Origin of the sequence: Paenibacillus sp. S150 (genome assembly GCF_019352175.1) — a bacterium.
In the GTDB taxonomy this organism is placed as follows: Bacteria; Bacillota; Bacilli; order Paenibacillales; family Paenibacillaceae; genus Paenibacillus_AQ.
This window is the reverse complement of record NZ_JACBYI010000028.1, coordinates 24,120-45,920: the sequence shown is the minus strand read 5'-3', so window position 1 is coordinate 45,920 and position 21,801 is coordinate 24,120. Positions and strand designations below refer to the sequence as shown.

At 55.5% G+C, this 21,801-nt stretch carries 18 protein-coding genes; 1 reads left to right on the top strand and 17 read right to left on the bottom strand.

Going from position 1 to position 21,801, the window contains the following annotated elements:
- Positions 1 to 217 precede the first annotated feature (217 nt).
- The 9 genes from priA to HYD27_RS21760 form a co-directional block, all read right to left on the bottom strand.
- Positions 218 to 2,749: a primosomal protein N' gene (gene priA, locus HYD27_RS21800; RefSeq protein ID WP_219218633.1), complete on the bottom strand. Its 2,532-nt coding sequence runs from the start codon at positions 2,747 to 2,749 to the stop codon at positions 218 to 220.
- The gene (gene coaBC / locus HYD27_RS21795) at positions 2,749 to 3,981 is read right to left on the bottom strand and encodes a bifunctional phosphopantothenoylcysteine decarboxylase/phosphopantothenate--cysteine ligase CoaBC (RefSeq protein ID WP_219218632.1); all 1,233 of its coding nucleotides are present in this window, start codon (positions 3,979 to 3,981) and stop codon (positions 2,749 to 2,751) included. Before coaBC ends, priA begins: the two co-directional genes overlap by 1 nt.
- A 241-nt stretch (positions 3,982 to 4,222) precedes the next feature.
- Complete coding sequence (gene rpoZ / locus HYD27_RS21790) at positions 4,223 to 4,423, bottom strand: DNA-directed RNA polymerase subunit omega (protein ID WP_219218631.1); 201 nt, start codon at positions 4,421 to 4,423, stop codon at positions 4,223 to 4,225.
- 55 nt (positions 4,424 to 4,478) lie between these two features.
- Positions 4,479 to 5,048 (bottom strand): guanylate kinase, encoded by a 570-nt coding sequence (gmk, locus tag HYD27_RS21785; RefSeq protein WP_219218630.1) that lies wholly within the window; start codon positions 5,046 to 5,048, stop codon positions 4,479 to 4,481.
- 18 nt (positions 5,049 to 5,066) lie between these two features.
- Positions 5,067 to 5,327: an extracellular matrix/biofilm regulator RemA gene (gene remA / locus HYD27_RS21780; protein WP_006209218.1), complete on the bottom strand. Its 261-nt coding sequence runs from the start codon at positions 5,325 to 5,327 to the stop codon at positions 5,067 to 5,069.
- A 51-nt stretch (positions 5,328 to 5,378) separates the two neighbouring features.
- On the bottom strand, positions 5,379 to 6,269 hold the full coding sequence (locus tag HYD27_RS21775; RefSeq protein WP_219218629.1) for a YicC/YloC family endoribonuclease: 891 nt from the start codon (positions 6,267 to 6,269) through the stop codon (positions 5,379 to 5,381).
- Between the two features lie 38 nt (positions 6,270 to 6,307).
- Entirely contained in the window at positions 6,308 to 8,182 is a 1,875-nt protein-coding gene (locus HYD27_RS21770; protein WP_219218628.1) for a bifunctional homocysteine S-methyltransferase/methylenetetrahydrofolate reductase, read from the bottom strand.
- Between the two features lie 212 nt (positions 8,183 to 8,394).
- The gene (gene dapF / locus HYD27_RS21765; protein WP_219218625.1) at positions 8,395 to 9,231 is read right to left on the bottom strand and encodes a diaminopimelate epimerase; all 837 of its coding nucleotides are present in this window, start codon (positions 9,229 to 9,231) and stop codon (positions 8,395 to 8,397) included.
- A gap of 92 nt (positions 9,232 to 9,323) precedes the next feature.
- Complete coding sequence (locus HYD27_RS21760; protein WP_219218623.1) at positions 9,324 to 12,143, bottom strand: calcium-translocating P-type ATPase, SERCA-type; 2,820 nt, start codon at positions 12,141 to 12,143, stop codon at positions 9,324 to 9,326.
- Between the two features lie 192 nt (positions 12,144 to 12,335).
- On the opposite strand from HYD27_RS21760, the gene HYD27_RS21755 reads away from it, so the two are divergent.
- Positions 12,336 to 14,210 carry an Rqc2 family fibronectin-binding protein gene (locus HYD27_RS21755; protein ID WP_219218621.1) on the top strand — a complete coding sequence of 625 codons (1,875 nt, stop codon included), beginning with the start codon at positions 12,336 to 12,338 and terminating at the stop codon, positions 14,208 to 14,210.
- 138 nt (positions 14,211 to 14,348) lie between these two features.
- On the opposite strand, the gene HYD27_RS21750 is transcribed toward HYD27_RS21755, so the two are convergent.
- The 8 genes from HYD27_RS21750 to HYD27_RS21710 all read right to left on the bottom strand — a co-directional run bounded on the left by HYD27_RS21750 (position 14,349) and on the right by HYD27_RS21710 (position 21,790).
- Positions 14,349 to 15,251: a PHP domain-containing protein gene (locus HYD27_RS21750; protein ID WP_219218618.1), complete on the bottom strand. Its 903-nt coding sequence runs from the start codon at positions 15,249 to 15,251 to the stop codon at positions 14,349 to 14,351.
- Entirely contained in the window at positions 15,229 to 15,843 is a 615-nt protein-coding gene (locus HYD27_RS21745; RefSeq protein WP_219218616.1) for a GNAT family N-acetyltransferase, read from the bottom strand. The genes HYD27_RS21750 and HYD27_RS21745 overlap by 23 nt, the downstream gene beginning before the upstream one ends.
- Before the next feature lie 251 nt (positions 15,844 to 16,094).
- Complete coding sequence (locus HYD27_RS21740) at positions 16,095 to 16,994, bottom strand: LysR family transcriptional regulator (RefSeq protein WP_219218614.1); 900 nt, start codon at positions 16,992 to 16,994, stop codon at positions 16,095 to 16,097.
- A 79-nt stretch (positions 16,995 to 17,073) separates the two neighbouring features.
- A complete protein-coding gene (locus HYD27_RS21735; RefSeq protein WP_309242108.1) occupies positions 17,074 to 17,589 on the bottom strand; it encodes a hypothetical protein in 516 nt (171 codons plus the stop codon).
- Positions 17,590 to 17,617: 28 nt separating this feature from the next.
- Positions 17,618 to 17,821, bottom strand: a complete 204-nt coding sequence (locus HYD27_RS21730; protein WP_219218611.1) for a hypothetical protein — start codon at positions 17,819 to 17,821, stop codon at positions 17,618 to 17,620.
- Between the two features lie 733 nt (positions 17,822 to 18,554).
- Positions 18,555 to 19,220 carry an aspartate/glutamate racemase family protein gene (locus tag HYD27_RS21720; RefSeq protein WP_219218610.1) on the bottom strand — a complete coding sequence of 222 codons (666 nt, stop codon included), beginning with the start codon at positions 19,218 to 19,220 and terminating at the stop codon, positions 18,555 to 18,557.
- A gap of 402 nt (positions 19,221 to 19,622) precedes the next feature.
- Positions 19,623 to 20,333 (bottom strand): ethanolamine ammonia-lyase subunit EutC, encoded by a 711-nt coding sequence (gene eutC, locus HYD27_RS21715; RefSeq protein ID WP_228745248.1) that lies wholly within the window; start codon positions 20,331 to 20,333, stop codon positions 19,623 to 19,625.
- A 101-nt stretch (positions 20,334 to 20,434) separates the two neighbouring features.
- On the bottom strand, positions 20,435 to 21,790 hold the full coding sequence (locus tag HYD27_RS21710; protein ID WP_219218677.1) for an ethanolamine ammonia-lyase subunit EutB: 1,356 nt from the start codon (positions 21,788 to 21,790) through the stop codon (positions 20,435 to 20,437).
- Positions 21,791 to 21,801: the final 11 nt, after the last annotated feature.

The following is a 21,801-nucleotide window of genomic DNA, read 5'->3' as shown; positions in this document are numbered from 1 at the left end:
ACAACAAGCGGAAACGGCTTCGCCGTCCTGATAAGGACGGTATCCGTTTCAGCGAGAAAGATAAGGCTAATGATAGCGTGAAACATATAAAGTCTTATCTTTATACATAGGCCAGCCAAGGAGGCTGCCTTCTCATGTATGGCCGTGTAAGCGGCAATTACAGATCTTGGGGCAGCAGCGCGGTGCCATTCCCTACCCATTGTAACATGCCCGCCGATTACATCAACATCTGCGGATCAACGTCCAGGCTGATCTGCAGCCCCGTATCCCGCGCCGAATCCTCAAGCTCTTCGGCCACCCCGCGCGCCAGCCCGATGGCATCGATAGAACCGCGCCATTTAATAATGCATTGGAATCTGTATCTCCCCTTAAGCCGGGGCAGCGGAGAGGCGACCGGCCCGAGCAGATCGAGCGCATCAGAGGACAGCTTGTCCAGGCTGCCATACCAGCGGAGCTGCCGTGCTTTGCCTTGCAGGTTCAGCGCATAATTCTCTGCCAGCCGCAGCAGCACCGGCAGCTGTTCATGGGAGAGAGTAACGAGAATCAGGCGGCAATAAGGCGGGTAATGCAGCTCCCGGCGGTGCTTCAGCTCTTCACGCACAAACGAATGATAATCATGGCCGCTGGCATGCACAATCGAATAATGCTCCGGCGTATAGGATTGGACAACCACCTCCCCTGGAAGCTGATGGCGTCCAGCTCTTCCGGCTACCTGCGTCAGCAGCTGGAACGTCTTCTCCGCCGCACGGAAGTCCGGCAAATTGAGCGCAGAGTCCGCAGTAATGACACCGACCAGCGTCACATCCGGAAAGTCGAGCCCCTTGGCCACCATCTGCGTACCCAGCAGCACGTCGGCCTTCTTGTCCCTGAACTGGTTCAGCAGCTTCTCATGCGAGCCCTTCTCCGTTGTAGTATCCACATCCATCCGGATGACACGGATTCCGGGGAACAGCTTGCCCAGCTCCTCTTCAACCCGCTGTGTGCCTGTCCCGAAGAAGCGGATATGCTCACTCCCGCACTCCGGGCATACCTTAGGCGCCGGTTCGGCGTGGCCGCAGTAATGGCAACGCAGATTATCGCTGCGGCTGTGGTAGGTCAGCGAGATATCGCAGTCCGGACAGCCGGCGACATAGCCGCAGCTGCGGCACATCACGAAGGTGGAGAAGCCTCTGCGGTTCAGCAGGAGCACTGTCTGCTCTCCCCGTTCCAGCCGGCTCTGCAGCGCAGCGTGCAGCCTGCGGCTGAACATCGAACGGTTCCCTTCCTTCAGCTCCTCGCGCATGTCGGTCACATGCACCTTGGGCAATTCATTGCCCAGCGCCCGGCTGGGCATCTGCAGAAGGATTGGCGAGAAATGAATATCGCTCTGTGCTCTTGCGGCATGATAGCTCTCCAGGGAAGGAGTGGCGGAGCCGAGGATGACCGCGGCTCCGCCCTGCTCTGCCCTGCGTACCGCCACATCACGCGCATGGTATTTCGGATTCTCCTCCTGCTTATAGGAGGATTCATGCTCTTCGTCCATAATAATCAGGCCCAGACTTACGAATGGAGCAAACACCGCGGAACGGGCACCTACGGCCACTGACGCTTTGCCTTCGCGGATTTTGCGCCATTCGTCATATCGTTCGCCCGCAGACAGCCGGCTGTGCATTACGGCAACCCCGCTGCCGAAGCGGCCTTTGAACCGCTCGACCATCTGCGGCGTGAGGGCAATCTCGGGTACAAGCACTACGGCTTGGCGGCCCTGATCCACGCAGCGCTGAATGCACTGCAGATAGATTTCTGTCTTTCCGCTCCCGGTTACCCCATGCAGCAGAAACACCTCATGCCGCAGCTCATCCACGGCGGCGGCAATGCGCGTGTATACAGCCTCCTGCTCCGCTGTCAGCGGCAAAGGTGTGCTCGGCTTGAAGTCACGGCCCCGGTAAGGGTCCCGGTACACTTCAATTTCACTGATCTCGATGAATCCCTTGTCCTCAAGCGCCTTAACCGTCCCTGCAGTAACCTGCAGAATGGACAGTACCTCCTTCATCGGCATCGGAAGCGTGGCCTCCATATCGATTAGAAAGGACAGCACTTCCTTTTGGCGGGCTGAACGCGCCGGGAAGCCGGATAAAGATTCGCGGGCTGCTGACAGGCCAATGGCCAGATCGACCGCCTTCAGCTTTTTCTTGCCCAGCTTGTCTTTGATCGACTGGCTCTCGGCCAGCACGCCCCGGCGGAGCATAAATTTCACGGTTTCCGCCGCCTGCGGAAAGGTCCGGGTCAGCAGCTTCATGGAGACCTCGCCATGGCGCCCGACAAACTCGGCAATGCGGCTCTCCTCCTGATCCGTCTCCAGGAACAGGGGGAACAGCTCATCTGCGGAGCTGCCGCTAGCCTCTGCGGCGTCCCCAAGCGTAATCAACCGCTCGGCCTTGCCCTTTAATGCCGTAGGGAGCATCGCCTGAAGCGCGGATATGCGTCTGCAGGCATATCTTTGACTCATCCAGTCGCCCAGCTCAACCAGCTCGGGAGACAGCGGGGGAAGCAGGTCAAGCACCTCCTGAATCGCCTTCAAACCCGGCACCGGGCCGGTCTCTCCCGATTCAAGCGATACTACAAAGCCCTGCACTGTCCGGTGCCCGAAGGGAACCGCCACCCGGCTTCCCACTTCAATCCACAGCTTAAGCGATTCCGGTATCAAATAATCAAAGGGCCGGTCAGTGCTGCGCACGGGTACATCGACAATGACCTTGGCAATCTCCATTATAATGCTGCTCCGGAAATCCGTTCCGCTGCCAGCTCCAGCAGCCGCCGTGCCACTTCATCCTTGGACAGCAGCGGCAGATCAAGCACCAGTCCCTCTGCATCATAGATGGACACTATGTTGGTCTCTGTACCGAACCCTGCCCCTTCCGCAGCGATATCGTTGGCAACGATCAGATCCAGGTTTTTGCGGGCCAGCTTGTCCTTGGCATACCATTCGGCATTGCCCGTTTCGGCGGCAAAGCCGATCAGAAATTGCTTATCCTTGTGTTTGCCGAGACTTTCCAGTATGTCGGTCGTCTTCACGAGTTCAAGGGTCAGGGTATCCCCGCTCTTCTTAATCTTGGATTCCGCGCTCTGCCGTGGCCGGTAATCCGACACAGCCGCTGCCTTAACCAGAATATCGCAGTCATCCCAGCAGCTCAGAACCGCTTCATACATATCCGCAGCCGACTCTACACGCACCACACGGATTTCCGGGTCCCGGGGCGGGGCTTCATCGGTACGTGCAGCAATCAGGGTAACCTCTGCGCCCATTGCCCGTGCAGCGCGGGTGAGGGCAAAGCCCATTTTACCGGAGGAATCATTGGTAATGTAGCGGACCGGATCAATGCGCTCAATCGTTCCGCCGGCGGTGATCAGCACTTTTTTACCGGCAAGCGGTCCCGCGGCAGCGCCATGCTGAAGGGCAAAAAACTGCTCCACCACTTTTACAATCGCTTCCGGCTCCTCCAGTCGTCCCTTACCCACATAACCGCAGGCCAGCAGTCCTTCTCCCGGCTCGATGAATTGCACTCCCCGCTTATACAGCGTATCGATGTTGGCGAGCACTGCCGGATGCTGGTACATATTCACATTCATAGCCGGTGCCACCATCACGGGGGCGGTCGCGGCAAGCAAGGTGGTGGACAGCATATCATCCGCCAGCCCATGTGCCATTTTGGCGATGATATTGGCCGTTGCCGGAGCTATCAGTACAAGATCGGCGGAATCCGCCAGGTCAATATGCGAAATCGAAGACGGATCGCGCTCCTGAAACGTATCGCTGAATACCCGCTGCTTGGATAAAGACTGAAGTGTCAGCTCGGTGATAAACTGCTTGGCCGAAGCTGTCATGATCACATGCACCTTGGCCCCTTTTTGCGTAAGCTTGCTGGTCAAGGCCGCCCCCTTGTAGGCAGCAATCCCTCCGGTAATCCCCAATATAATCGTTTTGCCCTGTAAGCTCTTCAACTTAATCTCCCCCCTGTTCCCTTGCCTAGCGCCTATCTGTGACTGATATGAAAAGAAAAACCTGAAATCCTTCGGTTTTTGAGAAAAAAATAACAACCTTCCGGTTGTCAGATACAGCCCGGTCCGGGCTATTCAAGGCTGAATCAGTAATTATTAGCCTCCTAACCCAAGAAGAAACGGCAGCAGCCCTATAGAAAAGGCGGCGTCCGTTTCTGGAATGGCCTAGCAGGGAACCCTTGGACTACTCTTCGCCGCGGGTTACAACGATGCGGTCCTCATAAATTTCTTCCAGCGCAACACCGACGAACTTGTGGGATCTCGGCGCTTTGATATCAGTCTTGCCGCCTTCACGAAGCTCTCTTGCCCGGCGGGCTGCAGCGACAACCAGGGAATACTTGCTGTCGACTTTCGTCATCATTTCGTCAATGGATGGATATAGCACGTAAGACACCTCTTCATCTTTTACTATAATATGGGCTTAAACTCTGTAGTGCCTATCATCTCACCTTACAATGCTCGGCAATAATGATGCTTTCTATTCGCTTGCAGGCCAGATCAATCTCATCATTCACTACTGCGTAATCGTAATGCCGGATCAGGCCGATCTCATCCTCCGCCACGGACATGCGGTGGTTAATGACATCGGGATGCTCCGTACCGCGTCCGCGAATGCGGTCCTTCAATTCGTCCATGGAAGGCGGAAGAAGGAACACAAAGATACCTTCGGGAAATTTATCTTTGACCTTGAGTGCTCCCTGAACCTCGATTTCCAGAATAATATCTCTTCCGCTGTCGAGCGTCCGCTCCACAAAGTCACGCGGAGTACCGTAATAATTGCCTACGTACTCCGCATATTCGAGCAGCTGGTCGGCTTCAATCATCGCCGCGAACTGCTCTCTGGTCTTGAAAAAATAGTTGACTCCGTTCTCCTCACCTTCACGCGGCAGGCGTGTCGTCGCGGATACGGAATAGACAAGCTCGGGCATCTTCGGCCGCAGTGCGGTGCATACGGTGCCTTTACCGACACCGGAAGGACCGGATAGTACGATCAGCAATCCTTTTGACATAGTACACTCCAATTGTTGTTATTCGTCGTTATCGTCATCTTTGCTGGAAAGACGGTGCGCCACCGTCTCAGGCTGCACGGCCGAGAGAATGACATGATCGCTGTCTGTAATGATGACGGCCCGTGTCCGGCGTCCGTAAGTGGCGTCGATCAGCATATGCCGGTCTCTGGCCTCTTGGATGATGCGTTTAATTGGTGCAGATTCCGGGCTGACAATGGAAATAATGCGGTTGGCCGATACAATATTTCCAAAGCCGATGTTGATTAATTTGATTGCCATGTTCCGGTTGTTCCCCCCATAGATTACATCTTTGCTTACTTCAGCTACCTGTCATTCTAAGTTCGCTGCTTGTTCACGTATCTTCTCCAGCTCAGCTTTCATATCCAGCGTAAGGTTCACCAGAGTCAGATGATTGCATTTCGACCCGATTGTATTCGTCTCTCTGTTCATCTCCTGAATGAGAAAATCCAGCTTGCGTCCTGCCGGCTCGCTTCCCTTCAGCAAAGCCTTGCATTGTTCAAAATGACTGTACAGACGGGTAAGCTCTTCATCAATATTACAGCGGTCGGCAAAGATAGCAATTTCCATTCCGAATTTATGCTCTTCAAAAGGGAACGTCCCGTCATTCAGCCCGCTCAGCCGCTGGCGCAGCTTGTCGCGGTACTCACTTACCGCAACCGGAGCAAGTCCGGCCATTTCAGCGTGCAGCTCCTCCAGATGACCCAGCCGCAGCGAAAGATCAGCGGCCAGAAAACCGCCCTCGCGGGCGCGCATCTCCATCAGAGCTTCCAGGCTTAGATCAAGCCCGCGCTCAAGGGCAGCCTTGAAGTCTTGGTCCGAGGCGGATGCGTGGGCATCCTCCTTGAATTCCGTTACACCCGGCATCAAAAGGATGTCGCGAAGCTGCAGCTCACCCTGGATTCCAAATTCAGATCTAAGCTGCTCTGCCGACTTCAAATAGGAACGTACCGCCGAACGGTTCAGCACCTGTGCCAAGTCGGACTCTTCGGTATGCTCCCTGTTAATGATGACATCTACCCGTCCCCGTTTGATATGTCCTTGAACCTGTCTTCGGAGCATATCCTCATAAACCGTCCAATCCCGGGGCATCCGCAGCACAACTTCGCAGTAACGGTTATTCACCGATTTGACTTCGAACGTAATCTTGTAACCGCCGAATTGCAGGGATGATTGACCGTATCCGGTCATGCTAAATGACAACGGAATCACATCCATTACACTATTGTAATTGATTATTACTAGCGAAACAAGGGGGACAATTTGCGTCCTTGCTTCTCCCACACATACTCCAGGAGCTGCACGCTCATATCATAGAACATGAACGGCGTCATCAGATAGATGCCGTTAAAATGCGCAGTAGCCGCATCCAGCAGCTCTTTGGCAATCCGCACACCTTCCGCACGCCCGGCTTCCCCCTCCAGCCCTTCCATGCGGCTGCGCACTTCAGGCGAGAGCTGGATGCCGGGAACTTCATTATGCAGATATTCGGCATTGCGCCCGCTGGCCAGCGGCATAATCCCGATGAAGATCGGGATATTCAGATGCTCCGTGGCCTTGGCAATGCGGGCAATCAGTTCGGGATCGTATACCGGCTGGGTCATAATATAGTCTGCGCCGGAGGCGATCTTTTTCTCCAGCCGTTCCACCGCCTTGTCCAGATGCTTGACATTGGGATTAAACGCTGCGCCGATCACAAAATTCGCCTTCTGCTTCAGCGGCTTGCCGGAGAACGCGATGCCGTCGTTCAGCTGCTTGATCATCCGTATAATCTCAAAGGAGGTCAGATCGTAAATGGAGCTTGCACCTGGCAGATCACCGAAACGGGCCGGATCGCCTGTCACTGCCAGCACATGATCAATGCCCAGGGCATCGAAGCCCATGAGATGCGATTGGGTTCCGATCAGATTGCGGTCGCGGCAGGCGATATGGACCAAAGGCCGCAGCCCGGTTCGGGCCTTGACCAGATGCCCAAGCGCCATGTTGCTCATGCGGGTTACGGCGAGCGAATTATCCGCCAGCGTCAGGGCATCCGCCCCCGCTCTGCGCAGCGCCTCCGCGCCGCGCATGAACTTCGCGATATCCAGATCACGCGGCGGGTCCAGCTCCACGATCACCGTATGGCGTTCCCTGGCCAGGTCGACGAGTGTCGGCTCGCTGCCGTCACCTCCCTCATCCTCGCCCAGATGCTCCTGCACCGCCAGGCGCTCCGGATTTCTCTCGGTGGTCGGCTCCGGCAGGGGCCGGGGAATATACTCCCGCAGCGCGGCAGAGATTTCGGCGATGTGCTGCGGCGTTGTGCCGCAGCAGCCCCCGATAATCCGGCTGCCCATATCCGCAAAAACCGGGGCCATCTGGCCGAAATAATCCGGCGAGGCGCCGTAGCGGTACTTCCCGTCCACATAATCGGCGATCCCCGCATTGGGATAGACCGAAGCGGGAAGTCTGAGGCTTCCCTGCAGCGATTTCAGCGCGCGCTTGATTCCGTTGGGTCCGGTGCGGCAGTTGAAGCCGATGATATCCGCCCCATCCTGCTCCAGAATGTGAAAAGCCTCCGGCAGCGTTAAGCCGTCAAGCGTCCGGGCGGTCTCATCCACAGCCAGCTGGCAGATCACCGGAAGCCCGCTGAGCTTCCGGACGGCTCTCAGTGCCAGATGCAGCTCTTCCACATCATAAAAGGTTTCCAGCATAATGCCGTCCGGCTGCTCTTCCAGCAGCGCCGAAAACTGCTGGGCATAGAACCGCTTCAGCTCCGGGCTGGAGAGGTTCGCGCGTTTGCCGGCACGGATCGAGCCTACCGCACCTACGACATACCCTGTTTCTCCGGCGGCTTGCCGGGCAATGCGCACACCGGCGCGGTTAATTTCGTCGACCTTGGCCTCCAGGCCAAACTTGGACAGCTTGTCATAATTGGCCGAGTACGTATTGCTCTCCAGCAGCACGGCCCCCGCTTCTATATAGCTGCGGTGCACTTCCTCAATAACCTCCGGAGAGGTCAGATTCAATTCTTCATAGGAGATGCCGACAGGGAAGCCTTTTTGATATAAAAAGGTTCCCATCGCTCCGTCTCCGACCAATACGCCATTCTTCCATGCAGAGCGCAAATCCGGCTTCACCGCAAGAACCTCCCCTAATCAGACCATAGTTTCATACTAATGTAACATAAAACGGGATGGATGATAAGCTTTCGCCTCCCGGAAACGGCTTTGCCGTCCTTTTTCCAAAGGCGGTATCCGCTTCAGCGGAAAATAGAAGGATGCCCCGCAGAGAAAAGCCTGCGGGGCATCCTTCTTGCCGTTCCTATTGTCACACCGTCTTGGTTACAGCTTTAGATTGCCACGGAACCCGTATATACAACCTGCGCCGGGCCGGTCATATAGACGTGGTTGTCTTCTTCGCTCCATTCGATGAGCAAGTCGCCGCCCTTCAGGCTGACCGTAGCCGAACGGTCGGTCAGTCCGTTCAGCACGGAGGAAACCAGTGTGGCGCAAGCCCCGGTTCCGCAGGCCAGTGTGGGCCCTGCGCCGCGTTCCCAGACACGCATATCGACATGGCTGCGGTCCAGCACGGTAGCGAATTCAACGTTCACCTTTCTCGGAAACAGCGGGTGCACCTCAAGCTTTGGCCCCCAGGTGCCCAGATCGAAGCCTGCGGCATCCTCCACATAGATTACACAATGCGGATTGCCCATGGAAACTGCGGTGAACTTGAACTCTCTTCCGTCCGCTTCGATCGGCCGGTCCAGCACCGGCTCGGCATCAATGGCCACCGGAATCTGCATTCCCGACAATACAGGCTCGCCCATATCGACCGTAACGTTCTCCACAGCGCCGTCCTTCACCTGCAAGGATACCTTCTGCTCGCCGGCCCCGATCGTTTCGATCACAATCTGCTCCGAGCTGACCAGGCCATGCTCATAGGCATATTTGGAGACACAGCGGATTGCGTTGCCGCATTGCTCCGCTTCCGAGCCGTCCGAATTCATGATGCGCATCATATAATCTCCGCGCTCCGACGGCAGAATGTACACCAGGCCGTCGGCGCCGATGCCGAAGAACCGGTTGCACAGGGTAACCGCAAGCTCGGCGGCATTGCCGGGCAGCTCCTGTTCGCCGAACACGATAATAAAGTCATTTCCAAGACCATGCATTTTGGTGAATTCCATTAAGCTTCCACTCCTAAAAGTTTTTCGGGGGCAACGCCGGCGATCCGGCGTGAACCAAGCATACCTTAAGGAATGGGTTTAAGCTATTGATTTTATGCCGAAATTTTTGTACTTTTTATCATCGTCCGGCCACCGCTGCGGCTGCGGTTCTTCTTGCCGCCCCACACGCTGCCCGCTCCCATGAGGAAGGTGGGGATACCGGCGGTAACCAGCACAAGGCACCATTCGCGGAAGCTTAACGGCACGGTCTTGAAGACCGGCTGAAGCGGCGGCAGATACATAACCGCCAGCATGAGCAGAACCGATGACAGCACGGCGAGCACCAGATATTTGTTCTGGAACGGATTCCGGTGGAACACCGAACGGGAGCTGCGGCAGTCAAAGACATGGATCAGCTGGGCCATGACCAATGTGGCAAAAGCGACCGACTGCGCACGGATCAGCTGCTGCGGAGAGCTTGGATCGATCCGCAGCGTAAGCCAGAAGGCGGCCAGCGTGCACAGGCCGATCAGCAGGCCGCGGCTGATGATTTTCCAGCCGAGCCGGCGGGCAAAGATATTCTCCTTGGCTCCGCGCGGCTTGTGCTCCATCAGATCCTTCTCGGCCTGATCCACACCAAGCGCCATCGCCGGCAGCCCGTCGGTCACCAGGTTGACCCAGAGAATCTGGATCGGAACCAGCGGCAGCGGCAGACCCAGCATCATGGCGAAGAACATGGTCAGGATCTCCCCAACATTGGAGGCGAGCAGATACCGGATGAATTTACGGATATTCTCATAAATGTTACGGCCCTCCTCAATAGCTGCCACGATGGTGGAGAAGTTGTCGTCGCCCAAAATAAGCGAGGAGGCTTCTTTGGTCACATCCGTGCCGGTGATGCCCATCGAAATTCCGATATCCGCCGCCTTGATGGCAGGCGCGTCATTGACCCCGTCACCGGTCATCGCCACCACATGCCCGTGACGCTGCAGAGACTTGACGATCCGGAGCTTGTGCTCGGGAGAGACCCGGGCGTACACATATACATTGTCCGAGACCTTATCCAGGGCATCGTCGTCCATGCGGGTGAGCTGGCTGCCGGTCAGCACGGTTCCGCCGCGCTGCAGGATGCCCAGCTGATGGGCAATCGCTTCCGCTGTGGTTCCATGGTCACCGGTGATCATCACCGTCTTGATTCCGGCCCGGCGGGTAACGCTGATGGCATCGCGCACCTCACGCCGCGGCGGATCGATCATCCCGGCCAGCCCGGCGAACACCAGCTGGCACTCCGCTTCCTTTTCACTGCCCGCAACTTCGCCCGATCGCATATCGCGGTAGGCCAGCCCGAGCACACGCAGCGCGCCTGAAGCCATTTCTTCATTCGCCTCCAGCACCTTTTGGCGCAAGGTAGGTGTACAAGGCACAACCGTCCCCTCCCACAGCATGTAGGAGCAGCAGTTCAGCAGGACATCCGGCGCGCCTTTGGTACAGATCATCCGTCCGCCGGGATGGCTGACAACCACAGACATCAGCTTGCGTTCCGAATCGAACGGGAACTCCGTCTCCCGGGCATAGGTTACGGCCAGCGACTGGGCGGTCAGCCCCATCTTCGCGGATAAGGCGACCAGCGCCCCCTCCGTCGGGTCCCCCTTCAGTTCCCAGACAGACTGGGAAGACATATTTTTATCCGCTTCGCCGCCTTTTTCCTTCCCTTTCCGCTTGCCGCGCATTTCTTCGGGAAAGGTCTCCAGAATCTCCGCATTGCTGCACAGTGCCCCGATCTGGAGCATGCGCCGCAGGCTTTGGTCATTCTTCAGATCAACAGGCTTGCCTTTTTGCAGCACCTGTCCGAACGGGGCGTAGCCCTCCCCGGTTACCTCCAAATTGCGTCCCGCGCTCCACATCCGTGTCACTGTCATTTTGTTCTGGGTCAGCGTTCCTGTTTTGTCAGAACAGATGACCGAAGCGCAGCCGAGTGTTTCCACTGAAGGCAGCTTGCGGACAATGGCCTTGCGCTTGATCATCCGCTGAACGCCGAGAGCAAGCGCAATGGTCACAATCGCCGGCAGCCCTTCCGGAATTGCGGCAACGGCCAGGCTGACTCCGGCCAGGAACATCGCCGGCACAGGCTGTCCGTGCAGAATGCCTGCCGCGACTACCACAATGGTCAGTCCCAGCGAGACATAGATCAGGATTTTGCCGAGCTGCTCCAGACGGTGCTGCAGCGGCGTTTCCTGGGATTCGGTATTCAGAATCAGATCGGCGATTTTGCCCATCTCGGTGTCCATGCCGGTGCGGACAACTATGGCCCGGCCGGTGCCCCGGGTGACCATCGTGCCCATGAACCCGATATTTTTCTGGTCTCCAAGCGGAATTTCCTCGGCATGGATCACCTCCGAATGCTTGGAGACGGGCAGCGATTCACCGGTAAGCGCGGATTCCTCGGCATACAGCGCGCTGCACTGCAGCCAGCGGACATCCGCCGGAATCCGGTCGCCGCTTTCCAGCAGGATAATGTCGCCCGGAACCAGCATTTTGGCGGGGATATGCTCCAGCTTGCCATCGCGCAGAACCTTCGCGGAAGGCGCCGACAGCTGCTTGAGTGCCCGCAGCGAACGCTCTGCGCGGAATTCCTGTACGAAGCCAAGCACCCCGTTCAGCATAATTATGGCGATAATGGTTATCGCGTCCAGATATTCGCCCAGCAGGCCTGACACGAGTGTAGCCCCCATCAGCACCAGAACCATGAAATCCTTGAACTGGTTCAGCAGCAGGGTCAGCGGGGATATCGCCTTCCCTTCCGACAGCTCATTATGCCCGTTCTCCTTCAGCCTCTCCGCGGCATCCTCTCCGCTTAGGCCCGATCCCGGATGAACGCCGAACATCTTCTGCAGTTCCTCTGCACCGAGCCGGTGCCAACTTTTTTGTTCCATATTTCTTCTTTCCCCTCCCGGTCGTTTCTTGACTTCCGGCGGCGCACAGCTTTTCCACCTGTTCATGTCCAAGTGTATTCATGGTCGTCCCAAAATATCACTTCCGCCCGGCTTCTCCTTTTGCGCAAAAGTGTCAAAGTATGGCATCATAGAGGGGAGTACATTATTTTCAGGCGACAGGAGAGCATTATCATGGCATTAGACGGCATTGTAACCAGAGCGATCGTGCACGAGCTCAGAGCTTTTATCGGTGCGCGCATCGGCAAAATATATCAACCCAGCACACATGATCTGATCTTCATCCTGCGCGGCTCCGGCGGCGGCGGCAAGCTGCTATTGTCGGCCAACCCGACCTATCCCCGGCTGCATCTGACGGACAGGAACAGCGTTAATCCGGCCGAAGCGCCGATGTTCTGCATGCTGATGCGCAAGCATTGCGAAGGCGGAACGATTGAGAGCATCAGCCAGGTTGGCATGGAGCGCATCATTCATATCCAGGTGCGGACCCGGGATGAGCTCGGGGATGTGTCGGCCAAAAAAATCATCATCGAGCTGATGGGCCGGCACAGCAATATCATTCTTACCGAGCTTGCGACCGGCACTATTATCGACGGCATTCACCATGTTACCCCAACCATCAGCAGCTACCGGAATGTCATGCCCGGCATTGCCTATACCGAGCCGCCGCAGCAGCATAAGCTGAACCCTTTGGACATCGGGAGAGAGGAATTCCTGAGTCTCGCGTCAGCTGCTGAACAGGCTGCGGTAACCGCTGCCCTAACCGGGATAGAGCAGGAGCCAGAAGAGATCATCGAGGGCGAGCTTGCCGGCCTCGTGAAATTTCTGGAGGAGCCAAAAGCTGACGGCTCCGGGGGACCAGCGCCATCAGCCGACCCTGCAGGCTGGATGGTGCATGCCTTCAGCGGCATGAGTCCGCTGGTTGCCGGGGAGATTGTGCGGCAGAGCGGCGCGGCAGCCGGAAGCACTCCCTTTGGAGAGATGGCGTCTTTATGGGAAGCCTTCGACACTGTGCTTGAGCCGGTACGGGAAAACAGGTTCTCCCCGATGTCAGGGGCAAATGCCAAGGGCAAGCCCGTCTTCTCGGCAATTCCGCTGACGCTTCCGGACGGGCCTGTGAAGCATTACAGCTCCATCAGCTCCTGCCTGGAGGATTATTACGGCGATAAAGCGGAGCGCGACACCGTTAAGCAGAGGGTCAGCGACCTGATCCGCTTCCTCGGCAATGAACGCAGCAAAAACATCAAGAAGCTGGCCAATCTGCAAAAGGATCTGGACGAAGCCCGGGATGCCGATCAATTCCGGATTTGGGGCGAGCTGCTGTTCGCTTCGCTCCATGCGGTCTCCAAAGGCGACAAGCAGGCCACGCTTGTGAATTATTACGACGAGAACCAGGCGGAAATCACCATTCCGCTTGATCCGCTGTTGACTCCATCGGACAATGCACAGCGGTATTTCAAGAAGTACAGCAAATACAAGAACAGCCTGCTGGTAATCAACGAGCAGCTGCTCAAAACCCATGAGGAAATTGCCTACATGGAAACGCTGCTGCAGCAGCTGGCCCACGCTTCGCTGAATGATATCGAGGAAATCCGCGATGAGCTTGTGGCCCAGGGGTATCTGCGCGACCGCAGCAAAAAAGGCAAAAAGAAGAAAAAAGCCGCCCGCCCAACAGTGCAGGTCTTCACTTCCTCGGAAGGCGTGGACATCTATGTCGGCAAAAACAACCTGCAGAACGAATACGTCACGAACCGTCTCGCTGCGGCGAACGACACCTGGCTGCACACCAAGGATATTCCCGGCTCCCATGTGGTGATCCGCAGTGAATCCTTTGGAGATGCGACACTGGAGGAAGCCGCACAGCTGGCCGCATACTTCAGCCAGGCCAAGCAGTCAAGCAGCGTCCCTGTGGACTGTACGCTCATCCGGCATGTGCGCAAGCCGAGCGGCGCGAAGCCCGGCTTCGTCATCTATGACCATCAGAAGACCCTTTTCGTCACGCCGGACGAGGAGCGGATCAAAGGTTTGCCCAATACGCTGAGAAGCTAAGTATTGCGCGGGTAGGCAAATAACCTCCAGTCCGGAGACGCTGCAGCGTCAATGGACTGGAGGTTATTTCAATATTGAGCCACGCCGGTGTTCGTGCCGCGCGCCGCGTTCGGCTCAATCCCTTCACCTGCCCGATACCTAAGTCCGGTCCGAAGCGCTCTTCAGCTGCTCCAGCACCGCGGCCGGTACCGAAACGCTGCCGATTTCGCCGTGGAACACAACGCCCTGGCGTGCACCGTGGAAATCCGAGCCGCCGGTGACCAGCAGCCCGAATTCTTCGGCGAGCAGGAGGCAGCGTTCTTCATCCGCTGGACCATGATCCGAGTGATACGCCTCGATGCCGCGCAGCCCGCTGCGCTCAATGATGCCGCGGACCAGCTCATCGTCTCCATATATTCCGGGATGCGCCAGCACCGCCGAACCGCCCGCCTCGGCAATCCATTGGCAGGCCAGCTCCGGCGTGATGCGCGGCGGCGATACATAGGCCGCTGCACCCTCTGCCAGATATTTGTCAAACGCATCGCGCATATCTTCAGCTGCCCCCAGACGCACCAGTTCATCGGCAATATGCGGTCGGCCGACACTCTCGTCAGGCTTCAGCCCACGGCCTATTCCTGCCACCACCTGATCCAGGGTAATCTTAATGCCAAGCCCCTTCAGCTTGGCTATAATAGCCTCGTTCCGCCGGGCGCGGGTATCTCTCTGCTCGGCCAGCCGGGACAGAAACAGCTCCTGCTGTGTATCAATGTAATACCCCAGCACATGGATTTCTTTGCCTCCGGCCCTTGTGCTGATTTCTACTCCGGGCACGACAGCAATGCCATACTTCCGGCCCGCTTCGAGCGCTTCCGCCACACCGGCTACAGTATCATGATCCGTGACCGCCACCGCCGCCAGCCCTTTTTCATAAGCCAGCCGTACATTCTCTGCCGGAGGCTGCATTCCATCCGAAGATAATGTGTGGGTATGCAAATCGGCTCTGCCTGAGAATCCGTTGTCTGCTTGATCCTTTAAGGGGCTAATCTTGCTTTCTTGTTGCATAGTCTCTATCCCGCCCTTCAAATTGTTGGGCCTTGGCCGCATCCCATTCCTCGCGAAGAATTCCCATCTTGACGGCATCGTAATACTCACCGCGCACGATCCGGGCTTTGCGTACCCGCGCTTCCTCAATCATGCCGCATTTGGCGGCCAGCCCCATCATTCGGACATTGCCCGACCATGTGCCGATCCCCAGCCGGACCGTATCCAGTGAATCAAACAGATATTTCATCCACATTCCAAACGCCTCGGTTCCATAGCCGCCCGACCAATACCGCGAATCGAACAGCACGATCCCGATCTCAAACCAGTTCGTCTCCCTGGACACCCAGTATCTGCTTACCGTCCCCTTGAGTTCACCGTCAATTTCAACCACAAGACGGCTGCGGGGCGTGTCGGTATACACCAGCGCCAGGGTCTCTGCAAACTTCGGTGCGAACTCTTCATAGCTCTCCCATGTCCGCGTTCCGTAAGGTCCGTTCCAGAGCAGATGCTCCCTGTCCTCGGCTTCATATTCATAGTAATAAATTTTGCGGATATCCTCTTCCGTCAGGTCCCTCAGCGTGACTTTTTCTCCCGGCAGCACAATTGCCATACGTATCCCCCGCTCGTTTATCCAGCATGAATTCCATAATAATCCATACAAGCGATTTGCCGCATCCAGCCGCAACGGCTTCAGCCGCCTTTTAAAAGTGTGGTGATTTTGTCGTGGCCTACGGCCGGGTAGGGGTTTCCACCCGCTGTTGTAGCTCCCTATCGGCTCTCCGGACACTTTTTCACCACGCTTCTAAAAGAAAGCGTACCGTTTCAGCGGGAAATATTCTGCAGCGGATTTAATATCCTTCCTTACAGATCACCCGCATGTTCACGCAAAAAAGTCAGAAACGTAACCGCCGATATCGGCAGCAGCGTCGATTTCAGGTGAATCGCATAAAACTGCCTTTTAAAGGAAGCATCCGTAATGTTGACTATCTTCAGCAACCCCAGTGTCACCTCATGCTTGACCGAGGACGCAGAGATAATGGTAATGCCAAGTCCCGCTTCCACCGCTGATTTCACGGCTCCCGTACTTCCCAGCTCCATCACCACACGCATCGCGCCCGGGTCCAGCCCTTTGGCCAGCAGCTGTTCCTCCATGACCCGCCGGGTCCCGGACCCCTGCTCACGCAGCACAAACGGATGCTTCAGCGCTTCCTCCAGCGTTACCTCGTTGATATCGGCAAGCGGGTGCCCGCGGGGCACAATCAGCTTCAGCTCATCCCCCATAACCGGTTCAATCACCGTATCGGGGTGGGACACCGGGGCCTCGATCAAGCCGAAATTCAGCTGGTGCTTGTGAATCTCCTCCATCAGCTGCGAGGTATTCATTACCTTCATCATGATCGAGATATGCGGGTACTCTTTGCCAAACGGACCCAGCAGGCGCGGCAGCACATATTCCCCGATCGTCAGACTCGCTCCCAGCAGCAGGCGGCCCTCCAGCATATGGGTAAACGCCGACATCGCCTGGTCCGTCTCCCTCATAAGCTGAATGCTGCGCAGCGCGAACGGCAGCAGGGTGCGGCCGGCCTCGGAGAGCATGATTTTTTTGCTGGAACGGTCAAACAGCTTGGCTCCAAAATAATCCTCCAGCGCCTGGACCTGCATCGTCACCGCCGGCTGTGTCATATGCAGCGTCTGTGCTGCAGCCGAAAAGCTTCCGCGCTCGGAAACGGTATAAAAAATATGTAGCTGATGAAAATTCATACGCTCAGGACTCCTTCGTAAAATTCAAAAAAAACATGCAGCCTTCCGCCGCATGCCTTCTCTGTAACTGTGTCTTTCGTTACCTGCGTCTGCGGCGTTTCTTCATCAGCTTCATGCGGCGGGAATAGCGCAGCCACGAAAAATAACTCTTCAGGTCCCGCAGCTGGGGAGTGGCGGAAATTTGACCGAGAAAGGTAACCACCACCATCACATACAGCGGATGTCCGGAAAGTGTTGTTACACCCTGAAGCTCCTTGAACTCGACCACAACCGACGTGTCGTTGTCGATCAGGTACGCACTATACTCACTCTGAGAATAGGGCCTTACCCGGTTCTGCTTCACGCACTGCCATATCCACGCGCATAGATCTCCGTCCTTGCCGTCTTCCTGTTTGATCCGGTCTGCAAAACGGCCTCTCGCATACGGTGTTACAACAATATCGGCCACCCTGTATTCATTCAGCATGATGTGGAAGGGTTCGTACACCCCCCACGATTCCATCCCCTTGCCATGCATTATCATCACACTCCACTGAAAGGGTCTTGGCATGCTCTTATTGTTGTCAATATTACCGCATTGACGTTTGTTGATCAAGCATACCACCCTTTCAGCGCTTCCGGCATCAGCCCAGCGGGCTTACAGAGAGATCCTGGTCATCCGCATAACTGCTGCCTTGAATCATTTTGCATTTCTTCTTGAGCCTTGCAGCCTCGCCTGAGAGGTCCTCGATGGAATCGAAGCGCCGGAAGCGGTTGGTGACAACGGCTACCGAGACGGAGGCCAGCGGGATTTCTTCCATTGCGCCTGAGCGGCTCTCGGTCAGCACAAATCCCTGCAACGCGAATGTGTGAATAATCTTGCTCAAATAACCAAGTACGCACAAGGGCATAATGCTTATCAAGCTGATGGAGCGCAAGGAGGTTCATAGGGAACGGAAGCGAAGTGTAAAAAGTAACACTAATGGGCTGGAATTCTGGCTTGAACGGGCTTTAGTGGGATTTTGTACACCTAATGGAGGCCCGCTCCCCCCAAATGCCTGATTTCAGCCGGATTAGTTGTACTTTTTCCCACTAGGGATGATCCAGGATCCGCATGCGGTGGATTAGTGTTACTTTTTCCCACTAAATGGCTGCTCTTTGGATGAGGAGAGGCAATTCCTTCGGTACGCTCATTGGCAAAATCGCTGAAAATAAGCGTTTTAACCGTACAAAAAGCGTATGCGACTTTGCAATAAGAAGGCCTTGAAGAAGGCCTTATTGAAACGACAGCCGGTAAGGGCTGCTATGTATCAGCACAAAATCAAGATTTCTATCTTGAAGAACAGTAAAAAAAGATAGAGGAGCATTTAGCAAAAGCAATTGAAATTGCCCGTGCCAGCGGAATAAATCTTGAAAGGTTGAATGGGCTACTCACACTTTTATATCAGGAGGATAATTAAATGGGGACACTTTGCCGCGAAGCGGAAAGTGTCCGAGTGGGTCATATACTTCAAAGAAGTATATGTAAATACATTAAGATACTCCCATGATCAATTGAAATTTGTCAACCTCATTTTATGCTTATAATGCTTGCCATATAGAATTAACAATTGCTTCAATATGTATTTGGGTTGTATTAAGAATTAAAGTATCCAAATCTTTATCTTTAATTATTAACGGCAACTCCGTACACCCAAGAACCAGTCCGTCTGCACTCTGTTCCACCAATAAGCGTTCCGTAATCTCGATTTTTTGTCTGTCTTCCGGCAAGACAATACCTTCCTCCAGCTTTGGGAAAATGATGTTATGGATTGCTGTCTGCTCACATTCCGATGGGACAACGGCTGTAATAGCATATTTTTTAAACGCTTTGGCATAAAGGCCACTACTCATTGTGAATTGCGTACCAATCACGACAACTTTTTTGCATTTTTTTAATTGTGCGTACTTGCATGTTTCTTCAACAATGCTTATGAGTGGCACTATATGCGGTGTATTTGAAGCAATGGACGCAAGCTCCACTCCTGCTTTTGCTAAATTCTTTATACTTTTCAGTAATAAATCAACCAGAGCATCCCAGTCCTGACATGAAACATATGAAAGCATTTCAGTCATATTAATACTGTTTATAACAATTTCAGGGTAGTTATCGTCATTTGTTTTTTGCCTGAATCCGTTAATGATACCACTATAATAATCCAATGTTGAAGCCGGGCCGATGCCGCCTACGATCCCAATTTTTTTCATAATAATCTATCCATTAATATAATTAATCTGTAATTCAATTTTCTGCTTATATAGAATTTTTCTCAATTTCACAATCACAACCCAACTTCGCCCAACTTGGCCCGAAGTCCCAATCTAACGACTGAAAGGAGATTACGCTTTTCCTCGTGAATTTTGTCACTCTCTGATCAGCATAAAGCGAAAGTATTAACCGGCGATAAAGTAGATGGCATAATAAGCCTGTTTTTCGACGTTTTTCACAGGTTTCCACACAAAATACCCACTGCCGCGAAGGGCAGGGGACAGCGAATATGGCAAACTTGGGGACGAGACAGCGTTATGCCGTTGCGGCCTCCTGGCTGAGCTCAGCTCAGGGCTTGCTGTTCTGCGGACCCGCCGCCCGCTTAAGCGCTTGAACCGCACCTACAGCAGCAGTCCAACGCCGCTCTTCTTCTGCTCCAGCATTCTGGCGATCAGGCTGCCTATATACGCCCCGGCTTCCACGGGAGGTGTGCCGCCCTGATGAATATTGGAGATCACCATCCGGTCGGAATCGGTCATCCCGGCACGCGGCCTGTAACAGAGATAGGCACTCAAGGAACGGGAGGTAACCAGACCTGGACGCTCACCGATCAGCAGCACAACAGTCTCGGGACGGAGAAGATCCCCAATCGCATTCATAATCCCCACACGCCCATTCCGGATAAAAAAGGGAGTGCCTGCGCTCAGGCCCAGCACCTGCAGCGAATCCAGCAGCGCCGGATAAATGTCCCGCAGATTGTGCTCAACCGCACCGGCGCTGAGACCGTCCGAGACCACAATCTGAACCTGCGGAGAAGGAGCACAGCGCTCAGCCAGCAATTGTATGCTGTGTTCCGGCAGAAGCCTGCCGAGATCCGGCCGCTTTAAGTACAGCTCCTGGTCCGCTGCGCCGGATTCCACCGTAAACAGCCCCAACTCAGCAAGAAGGCCGCTGCTGACGCTGCCATACACCGAGTCCACAGCCGCCGCATGATCACAGCGCAGCTTCAGCAGCTCCCGGCTGGTAGGCCGTGTCCCTGCTCTGCCTATGCCGATTCTGGCTGGTGTAGCCTGCTTAAGCTGCTCAATCTTGTCACTGTTTTGAAAGGACATGCTGTTTCCTCCTAAGAGTTTTGTTGGCATATGCTGCCCGGCTTTACCCCCGACAAAACCGGCTTTCGGAAGCATACGCTTATTTAGCGTGAGCGTCCCGCCTAGATAAACAGCGCAGGATCACCGGCAAGCGCCGTCAGCCGCCCGTCCTGCAGAATGCCCAGACTTTCAGCCCAAGCCGCAAATTCAGCGCCTGGCTGCAGGTGCAGCAGCTCCCGCACGGTGGCTATGTCATGAAAGCTGGTGGACTGGTAGTTCAGCATACAATCGTCCCCCATCGGCACGCCGATGAAGAAGCTCACTCCGGCAGCGGCCAGCAGCACCGCCAGATTGTCCATATCGTTCTGGTCTGCACGCATATGGTTTGTGTAACAGACATCCACTCCCATCGGCAGCCCCTGGATTTTGCCCATAAAATGATCCTCCAGTCCCGCCCGGATCACCTGCTTGCTGTCGTACAAATATTCCGGACCGATGAATCCGACCACGGTGTTCAGCAGATAAGGCTTGAAGCGCTTCGCCAGCCCATAGCAGCGGGACTCCAGCGTCACCTGATCTATGCCGTGATGGGCCCCGGCCGACAGCTCCGACCCCTGGCCGGTTTCGAAATACCAGCGGTTCTCCCCTTTGGCCGTTCCCGCGGACTTAATCAGCCGGTCTGCCTCCTCCAGCAGCCGCAGATCGATTCCGAATGAAGCGTTGCCGCTCTGCGTACCCGCGAGGCTCTGGAAGATCAGATCGGCTGGAGCCCCCTTCTCGATGGCTCTCATCTGGGTGGTGACATGGGCAAGCACACTGTTTTGGGTCGGGACGCTCCATCTGCGGATCACCTCCATCGTCTCATGAAAAAGCCGGATGATATTGTCCGTTGTATCAATGACCGGATTAATCCCTATAACCGCATCGCCCACGCCGTAGCTGAGCGCTTCATAGATGGAGGCCTTCACTCCCTTGGGGTCATCCGTCGGATGGTTGGGCTGTGCCCGGCTGCCCAGCCTTCCTCTGCCGCCGAGAACCGTATTGCAGCACGTGATCACCTCGCATTTGGCGGCAGCCTGAATCAGATCCAGATTGGACATGAGCTTCGCAGCCGCTGCCGCCATCTCACTGTTCAATCCTTTTCCGATGTCCTGAACCCCGGCCGCACTTCGGGATAACAGCTGCTCCCGCAGCTCCCCCACCGTCCAGTGGCGGATACGCTCATAAGCCTGCTCATCCACCCCTTCTTCAATCGCTCTGGACACTTCATCCTCTTCAGCCGGAAGCAGCGGGTGGCTGCGGATATCGGCCAGTGTCAGATCCGCCAGCACCAGCTTGGCCGCCATCCGTTCCCTGGCATGCTCCGCACCGATGCCTGCGAGCATGTCGCCCGACTTCTCTTCATTGGCTTTGGCGAACAGCTGCTTCAGATCGCGGAAGCTATAGCTTTCGCCCAGCAGGGAGACGGTCAGTTTCATCGGCTTCATTT

What these genes read in the sequence shown, in the direction of transcription:
- priA (WP_219218633.1), bottom strand. Translation starts at nt 2,749, where the DNA reads ATGGAGATTGCCAAGGTCATTGTCGATGTACCCGTGCGCAGCACTGAC.
- gmk (WP_219218630.1), bottom strand. Translation starts at nt 5,048, where the DNA reads ATGTCAAAAGGATTGCTGATCGTACTATCCGGTCCTTCCGGTGTCGGT.
- remA (WP_006209218.1), bottom strand. Translation starts at nt 5,327, where the DNA reads ATGGCAATCAAATTAATCAACATCGGCTTTGGAAATATTGTATCGGCC.
- dapF (WP_219218625.1), bottom strand. Translation starts at nt 9,231, where the DNA reads ATGGAATTCACCAAAATGCATGGTCTTGGAAATGACTTTATTATCGTG.
- HYD27_RS21760 (WP_219218623.1), bottom strand. Translation starts at nt 12,143, where the DNA reads ATGGAACAAAAAAGTTGGCACCGGCTCGGTGCAGAGGAACTGCAGAAG.
- HYD27_RS21755 (WP_219218621.1), top strand. Translation starts at nt 12,336, where the DNA reads ATGGCATTAGACGGCATTGTAACCAGAGCGATCGTGCACGAGCTCAGA.
- HYD27_RS21750 (WP_219218618.1), bottom strand. Translation starts at nt 15,251, where the DNA reads ATGCAACAAGAAAGCAAGATTAGCCCCTTAAAGGATCAAGCAGACAAC.
- HYD27_RS21745 (WP_219218616.1), bottom strand. Translation starts at nt 15,843, where the DNA reads ATGGCAATTGTGCTGCCGGGAGAAAAAGTCACGCTGAGGGACCTGACG.
- HYD27_RS21740 (WP_219218614.1), bottom strand. Translation starts at nt 16,994, where the DNA reads ATGAATTTTCATCAGCTACATATTTTTTATACCGTTTCCGAGCGCGGA.
- HYD27_RS21720 (WP_219218610.1), bottom strand. Translation starts at nt 19,220, where the DNA reads ATGAAAAAAATTGGGATCGTAGGCGGCATCGGCCCGGCTTCAACATTG.
- eutC (WP_228745248.1), bottom strand. Translation starts at nt 20,333, where the DNA reads ATGTCCTTTCAAAACAGTGACAAGATTGAGCAGCTTAAGCAGGCTACA.
- HYD27_RS21710 (WP_219218677.1), bottom strand. Translation starts at nt 21,790, where the DNA reads ATGAAACTGACCGTCTCCCTGCTGGGCGAAAGCTATAGCTTCCGCGAT.